This window comes from Maribacter sedimenticola, from assembly GCF_900188415.1.
GTDB lineage: Bacteria > Bacteroidota > Bacteroidia > Flavobacteriales > Flavobacteriaceae > Maribacter > Maribacter sedimenticola.
Window position 1 is genome coordinate 63,589 of sequence record NZ_FZNV01000006.1, and the last position, 14,149, is coordinate 77,737.

Consider the following 14,149-nt stretch of genomic DNA (forward strand, 5'->3'; position numbering starts at 1 on the left):
TTTAGAAAAAAAATGGATTACAACAATTTATCAATGATATCTTCCTCTGAGATACCCTCGGCTTCCGCCTTGTAGTTTTTAATGATCCTATGGCGCAAAATTCCTTTTACCACAACATGTACATCCTCAATATCAGGTGAAAATTTGCCATTGATCGCAGCATTGGCCTTTGCGCCCAAAATAAGATTTTGCGAAGCCCTTGGCCCAGCACCCCAATCTAAATACTGTTTTACATATTCTGTAGCCGATGGTAAATTGGGCCGTGTACTATTTACCAATTTTACTGCGTACTCCACCACATTATCAGCAACAGGAATTCTTCTTATCAATTCTTGGATTGCGATAATTTCACTGGCATTGAACAAAGGGTTGATTACCTGTTTACGGTCTGCAGTCGTATTTTTGACAACCAAGATTTCTTCCTCTACCGTAGGGTACTTTAATTCTATTGCAAACATAAAACGGTCTAACTGCGCTTCCGGTAACGGATAAGTACCTTCCTGCTCAATTGGATTCTGGGTAGCCAAAACAAAGTAGGGCAATTCTAGTTTATGCTGGTGTCCGGCAATGGTTACAGCCCTTTCCTGCATAGCTTCCAAAAGTGCAGCTTGGGTTTTAGGCGGTGTTCTATTGATTTCGTCCGCCAAGATAATATTAGAAAAAATAGGCCCTTTAATAAATTTAAAATTCCTGTTCTGATCTAAAACCTCGCTTCCAAGAATATCGCTCGGCATTAAATCCGGGGTAAATTGTATTCTTTTAAAATTTAGTCCCAAGGCTTGGGCAATGGTGTTTACCATTAGTGTCTTAGCCAACCCTGGCACACCTATCAACAATGAATGGCCGCCAGTATAAATAGACAAAAGAATTTGCTCTATAACTTCATCTTGACCTACAATTATCTTGGCTATTTCCTTTTTTAAAGCAGCATGTTTTTCAACAAGTAGCTCTATATCGGCAACGTCTGACATATATTTATTCCTTTATCCAGTTGTTAGCGAATTCACAATCCTTATTGTCATCGTTTACACTTATATAGGTATCCTTAATATGCTCGTCCATCCATTTTTTAATGGCATTGTATTTCTTTTCAGTAAGCGCAAGCTCCTGAATTTTGGTATAGTCCTTGGCAAAATCCGCAACATGCTCATCAAACCTATTGGTAATCTTCAATATTTTATATTTAGGTGCCCCACCTCTAGGATCTTGTTCCAACACAGGGTGTGTTATTTCGTTATCCTTTAACCCTTGTACCTGATTGTATAATGTAGGATCCATTTTGGTCAACTCAAAACGTGAACTAAAATCCTGTGGATTTCTCAGAAGTCCGCCGTCAAATTTCGTTTCCTTTTCATCGGAAAAATTAAGTGCGGCTTCTGCAAAGGTAAATTCATTATTAATGATCTTTTGACGGATACTATCCAATTCTTGCTTTGCCTCTTCTAAAACATCCTGTGAAATTTCAGGCTGAATCAAGATATGCCTAAGGTCCAATTCCTGTCCCCTTATTTTTTCTATATATATTATATGATAACCAAAAATCGTTTCAAATGGTTCTGAAACCTCTCCTTCCTTTAAGCTGAACGCCACATCCTTAAAAGTCTTATCAAAACCGGTATCCTTGGTTATACTATAAAAACCTCCTTTAGATTTGGAACCTGGGTCTTGGGAATATAAAATTGCCTTTACGCTAAAGCTGGCATCATTATCTTCCACATCTGCCTTGATCTGGTTTAATTTATCGATCACTTTTTGTTTCTCCTCCTCAGATGGCTCCGGCTCCTTTGTAATCTGTGCAATCTCTAGTTCGGCACCAAATACAGGTCGTTCATCTACAGGAATCTTATTAAAGAACTGACGTACCTCTTCTGGCGTAATTTCAATTTCCTTTATGATATCTTGCTGCATGCGTTCAGAAAGCATACGCAATTTGTTGATCTTATATAACTCTTCCCTAAAACTGGCCTCGTCCTCTTTTTTATAATATTTCAAGACTTTTTCCATTGAGCCAATCTGTTGAACCAAAGATTGTAATTGACGGTCACCGGTTGCATTGACTTCATCATCAGAAACCAAGATACTATCCTGAACCGCTTGGTTTGCGTATAACCTATCCTCCATCAATTTGCCCAATAGACTACAGTGAGAAATATCCTCTGCGGATGCACCCTGACTTTTAAGGTCTATCAATGTTTTCTCAATGTCAGAATCCAAGATTACATAATCCCCTACTACCGCCGCAATACCATCTAACTTAACACGTTTAAAGTTATTGGAAGAATCCTTACGGACATTTGTAGCTTCCGCAACGGCCTCCATTTGTTCCATCTGGCCTTCTGCTTCCGTAGGTATGGAATCCTGCGCATTGGCAACACCTGAAATAAGCGCCAACGCACCAAAAAACAAACTATTCCTTAATTTCAAACACTTCAAATTCTTTATCCTTGATTGCTTCATCTAATAATTCAGTTTCTAATTTACGCAGGTAGTTCATTTTTCTGCGACTTAATAAAACTTGCTCTATGGTAGGCCTAATAAATGACAAAGGAGCTATATCGTTAATATCCTTTATCTCTTCAATTTTACCCAAATATACCCCGATCGAATCCTCTAATTCAAAAAATTGTGAATTTTTTAAGTACTTATCGGCATTATCTGCGGTAATTGGAGGTATTTCCTCGAAAATTCTGGTATAACGCACCCAAATAGAATCGTTAAAATTCAACTTATTGAATTGCACCCCTATAGAATCCAAATAACGAATATCCTCTACCTTAAACCTTTTTAATCTTTTAGACACTTCATCCTTATCCAAAAAGCCTTTTGGCAAGGCAACAAACCTAATCCTTGCAATTCTCTCCTTTAGTTTAAAGTTTTCCTTTCCCTGTTCGTAAAAATCCGCCAATTGAGCATCGGTAATTACCGAGTCCGTTGCCCTTGACATTAGAGCCTCTTTATAAGCCCTAGTGTAAAGGTCCGTACGGTAATCATCTACCAGAACGTTATATTGCGCCAATTTTTCCTCGGATAAATTTATCTTTGCCTTGGATAGCAATAATTGTTTGGAAGCCCAATTATTGATGTAGTTAGAAACAAATGATGCACTATCGCCCTTACTCATATTTTCAGTAATCAACGCCTTTATATCCTCTTCATACAAGAAAGACGCTCCCACTCTGGCAATGGGCTTTTTATCCTCCTCACTTTTAAAAAGATCAGTACATGAAAAAATGACCAATGAAAACAGCCCCATACATATAATAGGGTATAGATTTTTCATTTTCATTTTTGTTTTAGAAGAAAACATCGAGCAAAAATAGCAATTACACTCTCGTGTGCAAATGCAAAATGATTTACTTAACACATTTTTTAAAAGTGAACAGTTTATCAATTATCTTATTATCAATTAAAAACAACCTACTAAAACAATTAAGCCTCTTTAATAAAGGAAGGGGTTTACAAATGAATTTTAGGTAAATTTGCGACGATATATACCATACTAAAAATTATTTTTTGAGCAGAAAAATTAAGTTGATTTGGGATTTTAGAGGTCCGGCCGCATTAAAGACCGCAGAACATCATGTTAAGCATTTAAAGGAATTCATTGCAATTGAAGGTACTGCATTGAATATTACAGGACATCAACAGATTAACGATATGTTCAGCATAGCGTTCATGGTGGTTGAAGAGCATGAAATGATTTCCGTTAGAGACACCTTAAAACCACATCGTGGTGAAGTATACGAACCTTAATTAATAATTCAGTTGAGAATCTGCATCTTATTCTTATGGGCTTTCCTAATTTGGTCATGTACCAAAGATCACGCAGCTACTGACCCTTTGGAAAAAGCATTGACCTCTGACCACCCAAAAATTAGACGGGTCATGGATAGTGTTGATCGCTATGAGGTGCAGATAAAATACACCCAAATAGACCGATCAAAGGATAGTATCGTATTTACGGATTTTGATTTTCAAGTACATGATAGTGTATATTTTTATCCGGCTAGCACCGTAAAACTACCAATTGCGGTTTTGGCCTTGGAAAGACTTCACCAAACGGACAGCTTAAATGTATTGACCAAATATTATGTTGAGGGCGATACCATAGAAAGCACGGTTGCCCAGGATATTTCAGCAATTTTTGCCGTAAGCGATAATTTGGCCAACAACCGTTTGTTTGAATTGCTTGGTCAAAATGCAATTAATTCCTCCTTAAACCAAAAGAATATAGGACCCGTGCGTATTTCGCATAGATTAGGGTACCATTCAGAAGATCTACGAACAAAACCCTTGGTCGTTTATTTAAATGACTCAACAACCGGTATGACGGTACCCTCTTACAACACCAACCCTGAGCCGTTGAAACTTCAAAACATCAAAAAAGGAATTGGCTACATGGCCAATGGTAAGCAAATAGACGAGCCTTTTGATTTCAGTTTAAAAAATTATTTGCCAATTTCTTCGCTGCACTCAATTTTAAAACGAATCATATTTCCTGAACAATTTAACCCCAAAGAGCAATTTCATATCAGTGAACAACAACGTGAACTTTTATTGAACGCAATGTCTACCGTGCCCAGAAAGGTTGGCTATGACCAAAACACCTTTCATGACGGATATTGCAAATTCTTTATGTATGGTGACAGCAATGAAGAAATTCCTACATCCTTAAATATATATAATAAAGTAGGCTTTGCTTATGGCACTGTGACAGATTGTGCCTATATTAAAGATACCGCCAATAATGTAGAATTTTTATTGACCGCTACACTTCTGGTTAATGAGGATGGCATATTTAATAATGACCATTATGAGTTTAATGAAATTGGCATACCCTTTCTCGCACAATTAGGTCGTGAAATTTATGACCTTGAGCTAAAAAGAAAACAATAGTTAAAATCTAGAATGAGAATACATGCAAGATAACGGCAATAAAACAAGAATCAACAAATACTTAAGTGAAGCAGGTTATTGTTCACGAAGGGCCGCAGACAAATTAATAGACCAAGGCAGGGTTACCATCAATGGAGAAATTCCTGAAATGGGCACCAAAATTGGCCCGGATGACATTGTTAAAGTTGACGGGGAACTTATTAAAGAACCTAAAGGGAAAAATGTTTATTTGGCATTTAATAAACCTGTTGGCATTGTCTGTACAACAGATACCGGAGTAGAAAAGGATAATATCATTGATTTTATCAATTACCCCAAACGAATATTCCCTATCGGTAGACTGGACAAACCTAGTGAGGGACTTATATTTCTTACGGATGACGGCGATATTGTCAATAAGATACTACGCGCACGAAACAATCATGAAAAGGAATATTTAGTTACTGTGGACAAACCCATCACAAAGGATTTTTTGGTCAAAATGCGCAAGGGAATTCCAATCTTGGATACCGTTACCAGGGAATGTGAGGTATTTGAAGTTAGCACTTATCAATTTCGTATTATTCTTACCCAAGGCCTTAATAGACAAATTAGGAGAATGTGCGAATACCTAGACTATAGGGTTAAAAAATTAAAGCGCATACGAATAATGAATGTACATTTGGACGTGCCCGTGGGCAAATGGAGAGACATTACGGAAGAAGAATTAAATGAAATCAATAGATTGGTCAGCACTTCTTCAAAAACCTTTGACGGACAGTAATTATAAAACCGACCAAAAAACTAGTCCATCTTCTTAAAACTGCAACAAAAGCGTGTTAAATAAGTATGCTATTTCACTGAAAAACATTATCTTATATAAAAATTACACTTAATTTTAAAGCACCATATATCATGTTTATTTCAAGAAAATTGGGCCATATTTTAGTTTGGATACTACTGGTGGCCACAGGCACTAATTATTTACAGGCACAGACATTTAATTTTACCGAATATACGGGTGAAGTTCTGGATGCCAATACTAACAAGGCCCTGGTCTTTGCCACCTTAAGTATTGAAGGTACAAATGTGAGTACTATAACCAATTCTGAAGGTGAGTTTGCACTTAAGGTTCCTATGGAATTTGAGGATCGTAATTTAATCGTCGCTTTTTTGGGTTACAAGACCAAAGAGTTTCCTATAGCTCAGTTAGAGACCAAAAAGAATAAAATTCTTATGGAGGAGTTTGCCATGGCACTTTCAGAAGCTCGCATAGATGCTCCAAATGATGCAGAAGCCTTAGTAAAAGAAGTCTTGGACAAAAAAGGCACGAACTACCTTAACGAAAATACGGTCATGACAGCATTTTATAGGGAAACAATTAAAAAAAGAAGAACAAACGTTAGTTTATCCGAAGCCGTTGTCAATATATACAAAGCACCTTACTCCTCTAACAAAAAAGATGCGCTGGAACTTTACAAAGCCAGAAAAAGCACCGACTATAGTAAACTGGATACTGTAGCCTTAAAACTGCAGGGCGGCCCTTTCAATACCTTGTTCGTTGATATGGTCAAATACCCAGATTATATATTTACGCCAGAAACATTGTCCTATTATGAATTCTCCTTTAATACTTCCACTAGGGTAAACGACCAACTTATCTATGTTATAGATTTTAAACAAAAGGAAGAAATCTTGGACCCACTTTATACCGGCAAACTGTACATAGATGCTGAAAATAAAATTTTGACCAGTGCCATTTACTCACTAAACATTACCGATAAAAGGTTGGCCTCACAGATGTTCGTACGCAGAAAGCCCAAAAATGCAGAGGTATGGCCTACGGATGTTTCCTATAGGGTAGATTATAGGGAAAAGAACGGCAAGTGGTACTATGGCTATAGTAACGTACTGTTAGAATTTAAGGTCAATTGGGACAAGCGCTTGTTCAACTCCGTTTACAGTATGAGCTGTGAAATGGCTATAACGGATTGGGAAGAAAATCTGGAGAACACAATACCTAAGACCAAGGATAGAATAAAATCATCTATAATTTTAAGCGATGAAGCCATAGGTTTTGCCGACCCAAATTTTTGGGGAGAATACAATATTATAGAACCGGAAAAATCTATTGAATCGGCCATAAAAAAAATTCAAAGACAATTAAAAAGGGATAAGTCCAACTTAGAAAGCGCCTCAAAACCTTAAATGGAATAAATAAAAAGCCCCATCTGAATTCAGATGGGGCTTTTTAATTTAAAATACTTGGATTATTTAGGCATAACTACAGTATCAATAGCATGTATCACACCATTGCTAGCCGCTACATCTGCCATAATAACAGTTGCCATATTACCATTCGCATCTTTCAACATCACCTTATCACCACTCAAACTAAGGGTAATTGACCCCCCTTGTACTGTTTTTACGGAAAAAACACCATTATTACCTTTAATAGCATTAATTATATCGCCAGCCATATAGTTACCGGCAACCACGTGATATGTTAAAATTCCGGTTAATGCATCCTTACTTTCCGGTTTTAACAAATTGTCGACTGTACCCGTTGGCAATGCATCAAAAGCACTGTTGACCGGTGCAAAGACGGTAAAGGGTCCTTCACTATTTAGCGTTTCCACCAAATCTGCAGCTTTAACCGCCGCAACCAATGTTGTAAAATTTTCATTACCCGCTGCTACTCCAACAATCGTTTTAGACTGTGTATAAGAAGTAGAAATGAATAACATTAACGCACTAAAGATTGTAATTTTTAAAATTTTCATAGTTCTATTTTTTTAGATTGATGTAAATGTAACGCCTTGCCCACCAATAAACTCTTAAAAATTGTTTAATATATTTTATAATATGTTAAACATTATAGAATTTCTGAAAGAACCTCCAATTAAATTATAATATTACAAAAGACTTCTAATAATTAATAAATGTTTAGTTCTTCATTTAAATAAAAATCATATTTACCATTATACACATTACCAAATGAATAACTATTTAATAAAATAATTAAACATAATTATATAATTGAAAATCATTTAATTAATAAAATAACGCCATAAAAAAAGCCCATCACAATAATTTCGCAATGGACTCAGTAGATCACTTAAACCAATTTAATTTGCGACTTCGCTTATAAATTTTAAACGGTACAACCTTAGTTCTTCCTCTTCGTATTCTCCATCAAACTCCGTCATAGCTTCCTCTAGGTTATCGGTATCGGCTTCAAGAAAATACTCATGAATTTCTTCTTGTTGATCCTCATCCAAAACCTCATCTATCCAATAGTTCAAATTTAATTTGGTACCGCTAAAAACAATTTGTTCCATTTCCTTGATCAGTTCAGGAATCTCCAGTCCTTTGGAGGATGCAATATCCGACAATGGTAGTTTACGATCTACGTTCTGAATAATATATAGTTTTAGAGCCGAGTTGACTCCAGTACTTTTTACAACTAGATCATCTGGACGAACAATATCGTTTTCCTCTACATACCCTTTGATAAAAGCTGTAAAGGGCTTTCCATATTTTTTGGCCTTACCCTCGCCAACGCCATGAACATTTAAAAGCTCCTCGTGCGACACAGGGTATTTCAAGGCCATATCTTCCAATGACGGGTCTTGGAAAACTACAAAGGGCGGCACCCCAAGTTTTTTGGCCTGGGCCTTTCTTAAATCCTTTAATTGTTTTAGCAAAATTTCATCCGCTATACCACCACCTTTTGCGGCACCTACAATAGCATTGTCATTTTCGGCATTGTATACATGATCTTTTGTCATCATAAAGGAGACAGGACTTTCCAAATACTCCTTGCCGGCATCGGTCAAGTGTAACACGCCATATTGCTCAATCTCCTTTCGCAATAAACCTGCCACTAAAGTTTGGCGTACCAATGCCATCCAGTAACTCTTGTCCTTATCTGCGCCAATACCAAAGAAGTCCTTTTCATTGGTCTTATGTGATGATATAATGGCGTTCGTTTTACCACGAATGGCATTAACGATCTCCTTGGACTTAAACTTTTCACTAGTACCTTGTACTACTTTAAGTAATTTCAGTACATTGTCCTTGGCCTCTTCTTTTTCCTTGGGATTTTTTGTGTTATCGTCCATATCCGCACCTTCTCCATTGACTTCATCAAACTCCTCACCAAAATAGTGCAGCATAAATTTACGTCTGGACATGGAAGTCTCAGCATACGCAACTACCTCTTGCAGCAACGCATTACCAATTTCCTGTTCCGCCACAGGTTTACCGGACATGAATTTCTCTAATTTTTCAATATCCTTATAGGAATAATAGGCCAAGCAATGTCCTTCACCACCATCCCTTCCTGCCCTGCCGGTCTCTTGATAATAACTTTCTATACTTTTAGGGATATCATGATGAATGACGAATCTTACATCTGGTTTGTCTATACCCATACCAAAAGCAATGGTAGCAACCACCACCTCAACATCTTCCATTAAGAACATATCTTGGTATTTGGACCTTGTTTTGGCATCGAACCCGGCATGATATGGTACGGCGCTAATCCCATTAACCTGTAGTACCTGTGCCAATTCCTCAACCTTTTTACGGCTTAGGCAATAAATAATTCCAGATTTACCGGAATTCTGTTTAACGAACCTAATGATATCTGCTTCTATGTTTTCCGTTTTTGTACGGACCTCATAAAAAAGGTTGGGTCTGTTGAAGGAAGCCTTAAATAGTTTGGCCCCACCAATACCCAAGTTCTTGATAATATCTTCCTGTACCTTGGGGGTTGCCGTTGCCGTTAAGCCTATTATGGGTATATCTTCGCCCAGACGTTCCACAATGGATTTTAGGTTACGGTATTCCGGTCTAAAATCATGGCCCCACTCAGAGATACAATGCGCCTCATCAATTGCTACGAATGAAATGACCACTGAACGCAGGAACTCAACGTTTTCTTCTTTGGTCAACGATTCCGGGGCCACATATAGCAGCTTGGTCTTACCTTCCGTTATATCTTGTTTTACTTGCTTTATTTCTCCTTTGTTCAATGAAGAATTAAGGACATGGGCTATACCATTTTCCGAAGAAATGCCACGAATGGCATCCACTTGGTTCTTCATTAATGCGATCAATGGGGAAACTATAATTGCCGTACCCTCTTGCATAAGGGCGGGTAATTGATAGCAAAGCGATTTACCACCACCGGTGGGCATGATTACAAACGAATTGTTACGTTTTAAAACATTTCTGATTACTTCTTCCTGAAGTCCTTTAAATTGGGAAAACCCGAAATACTTCTTTAATGATGCATGTAAATCGATATCATCAAATTCTTTACTGTCTGTCACATTTAACATTTAAGGGAGCACTACTTATTTTAAAACTCATAAGTGGTCAAAATTATTATCGACCAAGCTTGGTGATTCTAAATTCTTATGCGATAATCGGCATTTAAAATTAAGTTTGTTTAATTTTGTAATCTTAAAGATAACACATTCTTTTAGGATTACAATCCATAATTTGAATAATAGATTGATAGCTACGCACACCATTATTGACTTGGCGAAAAAAACCATTGAAACAGAGCGCGATGCTATTGCCCATCTTTCCGCACTGTTAACAGATGATTTTGCATTGGCCGTTAATTGTATTAATGAAGCAAAAGGACGTGTCATTATTTCCGGAATTGGAAAGAGTGCAATTGTGGCCACAAAGATAGTGGCTACCATGAACTCTACCGGCACTCCTGCAATATTTATGCATGCCGGAGACGCCATTCATGGTGATTTGGGTACCATTCAGGAAAACGATGTGGTTATTTGTATATCTAATAGTGGCAACACACCAGAAATTAAAATGTTGGTCCCGCTGATCAAAAGGGGAACCAACAAATTGATAGCCATGACCGGCAACACCGATTCTTTTTTGGCCAAGCAGGCAGATTTTATCCTTAATACGTACGTGGAGCGAGAAGCTTGTCCTAACGGTCTGGCCCCAACCACAAGTACAACGGCCCAATTGGTCATGGGAGATGCACTTGCCATAGTATTATTGGAAATGAAAGGGTTTACAAGTACGGATTTTGCAAAGTACCACCCGGGCGGTTCATTAGGAAAACGATTATATTTAAGAGTTGCCGATCTAGTAGAAAAAAATCAAGTGCCACAAGTTCAAAAGAATGCCGAAGTAAAGGAGGTGATCGTTGAAATTTCCAAGAAAATGCTTGGGGTCACAGCGGTGCTCGATGGAGAAAAGGTTGTAGGCATCGTTACCGATGGTGATATAAGGCGCATGTTGAACAAGCATGATGTGATCAAAGGATTAACGGCCGAAGAGATCATGACCCGCAACCCAAAAACCATTCCTGCGGACACTTTGGCCATAAAGGCCTTGGAGTTCATGCAAAAAAACGGCATATCCCAATTGTTGGCCATGAAGAATGAAACCTATGTTGGTGTCATCCATTTACATAATTTAATAAACGAAGGTATTTTATAATGGGTTCCAAAGCAGCAACGCCCCCTAACGAAATGTCATTTCTTGACCATCTGGAAGAGTTAAGATGGCATTTAATACGATCTACATTGGCGATCGTCATCATTGGCTCCGTAGCCTTTTTGATGAAAGATTTCATTTTTGATACGGTCATTTTCGGGCCCAAAAAAATGGATTTCCCAACCTATCAGTTATTCTGTGACGTAGCCACTTATTTTGGTTTTGACTCTGCCTTCTGTGCAGAAAAGCTTCCTTTTACCATACAAAGCCGTTTAATGTCCGGACAGTTTTCGGCGCACATCTGGACATCTATTTGGGCTGGCTTTATCATTGGTTTCCCATATGTACTTTATGAAATGTGGAAATTTATTAGTCCGGGATTATATGAGCAGGAACGAAAAAACTCAAGGGGTTTTATTTTAATAGCATCATTATTGTTTTTTCTAGGGGTTCTTTTTGGCTACTATGTAGTGGCCCCGCTATCCATTAATTTTTTAGGAACATATCAAGTAAGTGCCGAAGTTACGAATGAATTTGACTTGGCTTCCTATATTTCAACAGTTAGGGCTTCCGTTATTGCCTGTGGTATTCTATTTGAGCTCCCGATCATTATTTTCTTTTTGACCAAGGTGGGTCTGGTGACTCCGGATATTATGAGAAAATATAGGAAGATAGCCCTTGTTATCGTATTAATATTATCCGCCGTAATCACCCCTCCAGATGTTGCCAGCCAAATTATTGTGGCAATTCCGGTATTGATACTTTACCAAGTAAGTATTTATATATCTGCAATGGTGTTGAGAAAAGAACGAAAAAAAGCTGAAAAAGAAAAAAAGAAACATACCAATGTCAAACCAAATTGAGGAATTTAATGCCTATCGTTCCAAGATGAACGAGAAGCTGTTGGCGGACAACAATAAAATTGTAAAGCGCATATTTAATCTGGACACCAATGCTTTTGCTGCAGGGGCCTTAGATGTAAAGACCAAGGAATTATTGGGCCTTGTGGCCTCTACGGTCCTAAGGTGTGATGATTGTGTAAAATACCATCTGGAAAGTTCTTACAATGAAGGAGTTTCCAAAGAAGAGGTTATGGAAACTTTAGGTATTGCAACTTTAATAGGCGGCACCATAGTTATACCCCACCTAAGAAGGGCCTATGAATATTGGGAAGCGCTGGAACAGCAAAATGACAAGGTTAAATAATCCCTAAAATCTTTTCTAACCAAGCAATAACCAATAGATTTGAAACCATGAAGTTACGTGCCGATAATATAATGAAGTCCTACCGGGGCAGAAGGGTGGTCAAAGGAATTTCCCTAGAAGTCAACCAAGGGGAAATTGTTGGTCTTCTAGGTCCTAACGGTGCCGGTAAGACCACATCTTTTTATATGATCGTAGGGCTTATAAAACCCAATGGCGGCAGTATTTGGCTAGATGATATGGAAATCACCAAATTCCCCATGTACAAGCGGGCACAGAACGGTATTGGGTATTTGGCGCAGGAAGCCTCGGTATTTAGAAAATTAAGTATCGAAAATAATATTTTAAGCGTACTGCAATTGACCAAACTAAGCAAAAAGGAGCAGCACATGAAAATGGAATCGCTCATAGAAGAATTTGGTCTGGGCCATATACGAAAGAACCGCGGTGACCTATTATCAGGTGGTGAGCGTAGAAGAACGGAAATTGCGCGGGCCCTTGCCACTGACCCCAAATTTATTTTATTGGATGAACCCTTTGCCGGGGTAGATCCCGTTGCCGTGGAGGATATTCAACGTATTGTGGCTCAACTTAAGGACAAAAACATTGGAATTCTAATCACCGATCATAATGTACAAGAAACTTTGGCCATTACGGAACGCTCCTATTTAATGTTTGAAGGTGGCATTTTGAAATCTGGTATACCGGAAGATTTAGCTGCGGATGAAATGGTAAGAAAAGTTTATTTAGGACAAAATTTTGAGCTTCGTAAAAAGAAACTTGATTTTTAAGCCTTTTCCGTTACAATTTACCCCCCTTAATTAAAGAAAACTTTTCCTGAAATTACTTGTTAATTATAGACAAGTAGTAATTAATCTTAAATTTTGAAGCTCCTTGTATTCTTGTATGGGCAGTAATTTTAGTCCGTTCAAGGTAATTGAGGTAATTTGAAAAATGCTTTCAGGTTCTTTTTCCCCTAAATTTAACACGATAAAAGCGTTACCCTCTATTTTGCGTACAAACCAATAGCCAGTATTTCCATTATCTTGGTTAAGCAAACTATAGTTTACCCCTTTACTATTAACATGCCCACCATCATGGTAAGATTGATTTATAAATTTTAAATCTACACCGTATACAGGATTGCATTGCTGATCTATGATAAAGTCCATGATATCATTTTCGTTCCAATCTATAGGATGTGATAAATTCAGTTGTTTTAATATGTATTTAGTGTTTTTTGAACCTTGCACCTCAAGAGTGTTGTTCTTTGTCATTTTATAAACCAATTTCCCCTTTTTACCTTTTGCCTTTATTCTAGCTTTTTTAGATTTTATGGCAATGGGATACGCCTCTTTTGTATCAAAATCACTTATGACCTTGGTGTCAAAATCAATCATCATTCGGGAATTTCCTAGCATATTGGTATTGGTTTCCCTTACATAACCGCCATTATCCACTAACCAAGTTCCCCTTATCTCTTGGGCCCTGCAAGGCTGTACAATTACAAACAAAAGAAATAGGCCTAGGATACGTGTTGTCATTCAAAATATTATTTAGTAATTAAGAATATAAAGTGTTAAAA

General features: G+C 37.6%; 14 protein-coding genes. 8 read left to right on the forward strand and 6 right to left on the reverse strand.

Going from position 1 to position 14,149, the window contains the following annotated elements; all coding sequences use genetic code 11:
* Positions 1-17: 17 nt before the first annotated feature.
* Genes CHB68_RS14835 through CHB68_RS14845 form a run of 3 tightly spaced genes read right to left on the reverse strand, consistent with a single transcriptional unit; the run spans position 18 to position 3,280 of the window.
* Positions 18-971: an AAA family ATPase gene (locus CHB68_RS14835; protein WP_089262034.1), complete on the reverse strand. Its 954-nt coding sequence runs from the start codon at positions 969-971 to the stop codon at positions 18-20.
* Positions 972-975: 4 nt separating this feature from the next.
* Positions 976-2,424 carry a peptidylprolyl isomerase gene (locus CHB68_RS14840; RefSeq protein WP_394339891.1) on the reverse strand — a complete coding sequence of 483 codons (1,449 nt, stop codon included), beginning with the start codon at positions 2,422-2,424 and terminating at the stop codon, positions 976-978.
* The gene (locus tag CHB68_RS14845) at positions 2,408-3,280 is read right to left on the reverse strand and encodes a peptidyl-prolyl cis-trans isomerase (RefSeq protein ID WP_317043833.1); all 873 of its coding nucleotides are present in this window, start codon (positions 3,278-3,280) and stop codon (positions 2,408-2,410) included. Before CHB68_RS14845 ends, CHB68_RS14840 begins: the two co-directional genes overlap by 17 nt.
* Before the next feature lie 233 nt (positions 3,281-3,513).
* On the opposite strand from CHB68_RS14845, the gene CHB68_RS14850 reads away from it, so the two are divergent.
* The 4 genes from CHB68_RS14850 (at position 3,514) to CHB68_RS14865 (ending at position 7,083) form a co-directional block, all read left to right on the forward strand.
* Positions 3,514-3,753 (forward strand): hypothetical protein, encoded by a 240-nt coding sequence (locus CHB68_RS14850; RefSeq protein WP_089262038.1) that lies wholly within the window; start codon positions 3,514-3,516, stop codon positions 3,751-3,753.
* Positions 3,754-3,765: 12 nt separating this feature from the next.
* Positions 3,766-4,896 carry a serine hydrolase gene (locus CHB68_RS14855; protein WP_245838956.1) on the forward strand — a complete coding sequence of 377 codons (1,131 nt, stop codon included), beginning with the start codon at positions 3,766-3,768 and terminating at the stop codon, positions 4,894-4,896.
* A 22-nt stretch (positions 4,897-4,918) separates the two neighbouring features.
* On the forward strand, positions 4,919-5,659 hold the full coding sequence (rluF, locus tag CHB68_RS14860; protein ID WP_089262040.1) for a 23S rRNA pseudouridine(2604) synthase RluF: 741 nt from the start codon (positions 4,919-4,921) through the stop codon (positions 5,657-5,659).
* A 131-nt stretch (positions 5,660-5,790) separates the two neighbouring features.
* On the forward strand, positions 5,791-7,083 hold the full coding sequence (locus tag CHB68_RS14865) for a carboxypeptidase-like regulatory domain-containing protein (protein WP_089262042.1): 1,293 nt from the start codon (positions 5,791-5,793) through the stop codon (positions 7,081-7,083).
* A gap of 62 nt (positions 7,084-7,145) precedes the next feature.
* On the opposite strand, the gene CHB68_RS14870 is transcribed toward CHB68_RS14865, so the two are convergent.
* Both CHB68_RS14870 and CHB68_RS14875 read right to left on the reverse strand, forming a co-directional pair.
* Complete coding sequence (locus CHB68_RS14870) at positions 7,146-7,622, reverse strand: fasciclin domain-containing protein (protein WP_245838963.1); 477 nt, start codon at positions 7,620-7,622, stop codon at positions 7,146-7,148.
* 381 nt (positions 7,623-8,003) lie between these two features.
* The gene (locus tag CHB68_RS14875; RefSeq protein WP_245838957.1) at positions 8,004-10,214 is read right to left on the reverse strand and encodes a RecQ family ATP-dependent DNA helicase; all 2,211 of its coding nucleotides are present in this window, start codon (positions 10,212-10,214) and stop codon (positions 8,004-8,006) included.
* A gap of 172 nt (positions 10,215-10,386) precedes the next feature.
* Here CHB68_RS14875 and CHB68_RS14880 point away from each other — a divergent pair, with 172 nt between their 5' ends.
* The 4 genes from CHB68_RS14880 to lptB are packed head-to-tail and all read left to right on the forward strand — an operon-like array spanning position 10,387 to position 13,355.
* Positions 10,387-11,364, forward strand: coding sequence for a KpsF/GutQ family sugar-phosphate isomerase (locus CHB68_RS14880; protein WP_245838958.1), 978 nt, complete (start codon positions 10,387-10,389; stop codon positions 11,362-11,364).
* Positions 11,364-12,224 (forward strand): twin-arginine translocase subunit TatC, encoded by an 861-nt coding sequence (gene tatC / locus CHB68_RS14885; RefSeq protein ID WP_089262048.1) that lies wholly within the window; start codon positions 11,364-11,366, stop codon positions 12,222-12,224. The genes CHB68_RS14880 and tatC overlap by 1 nt, the downstream gene beginning before the upstream one ends.
* Positions 12,208-12,567, forward strand: coding sequence for a carboxymuconolactone decarboxylase family protein (locus tag CHB68_RS14890; protein ID WP_089262050.1), 360 nt, complete (start codon positions 12,208-12,210; stop codon positions 12,565-12,567). Before tatC ends, CHB68_RS14890 begins: the two co-directional genes overlap by 17 nt.
* Before the next feature lie 47 nt (positions 12,568-12,614).
* The gene (lptB, locus tag CHB68_RS14895; RefSeq protein ID WP_089262052.1) at positions 12,615-13,355 is read left to right on the forward strand and encodes an LPS export ABC transporter ATP-binding protein; all 741 of its coding nucleotides are present in this window, start codon (positions 12,615-12,617) and stop codon (positions 13,353-13,355) included.
* 63 nt (positions 13,356-13,418) lie between these two features.
* Here the strand turns inward: lptB and CHB68_RS14900 are convergent, their stop codons facing one another.
* Positions 13,419-14,108, reverse strand: coding sequence for a hypothetical protein (locus tag CHB68_RS14900; RefSeq protein WP_089262054.1), 690 nt, complete (start codon positions 14,106-14,108; stop codon positions 13,419-13,421).
* Positions 14,109-14,149 lie beyond the last annotated feature (41 nt).

Excerpts from the sequence above, each read along its gene's own strand:
- CHB68_RS14835 (WP_089262034.1), bottom strand. The coding sequence starts at position 971 with ATGTCAGACGTTGCCGATATAGAGCTACTTGTTGAAAAACATGCTGCT.
- CHB68_RS14890 (WP_089262050.1), top strand. The coding sequence starts at position 12,208 with ATGTCAAACCAAATTGAGGAATTTAATGCCTATCGTTCCAAGATGAAC.
- lptB (WP_089262052.1), top strand. The coding sequence starts at position 12,615 with ATGAAGTTACGTGCCGATAATATAATGAAGTCCTACCGGGGCAGAAGG.
- rluF (WP_089262040.1), top strand. The coding sequence starts at position 4,919 with ATGCAAGATAACGGCAATAAAACAAGAATCAACAAATACTTAAGTGAA.
- CHB68_RS14870 (WP_245838963.1), bottom strand. The coding sequence starts at position 7,622 with ATGTTATTCATTTCTACTTCTTATACACAGTCTAAAACGATTGTTGGA.
- tatC (WP_089262048.1), top strand. The coding sequence starts at position 11,364 with ATGGGTTCCAAAGCAGCAACGCCCCCTAACGAAATGTCATTTCTTGAC.
- CHB68_RS14845 (WP_317043833.1), bottom strand. The coding sequence starts at position 3,280 with ATGAAAAATCTATACCCTATTATATGTATGGGGCTGTTTTCATTGGTC.
- CHB68_RS14865 (WP_089262042.1), top strand. The coding sequence starts at position 5,791 with ATGTTTATTTCAAGAAAATTGGGCCATATTTTAGTTTGGATACTACTG.
- CHB68_RS14900 (WP_089262054.1), bottom strand. The coding sequence starts at position 14,108 with ATGACAACACGTATCCTAGGCCTATTTCTTTTGTTTGTAATTGTACAG.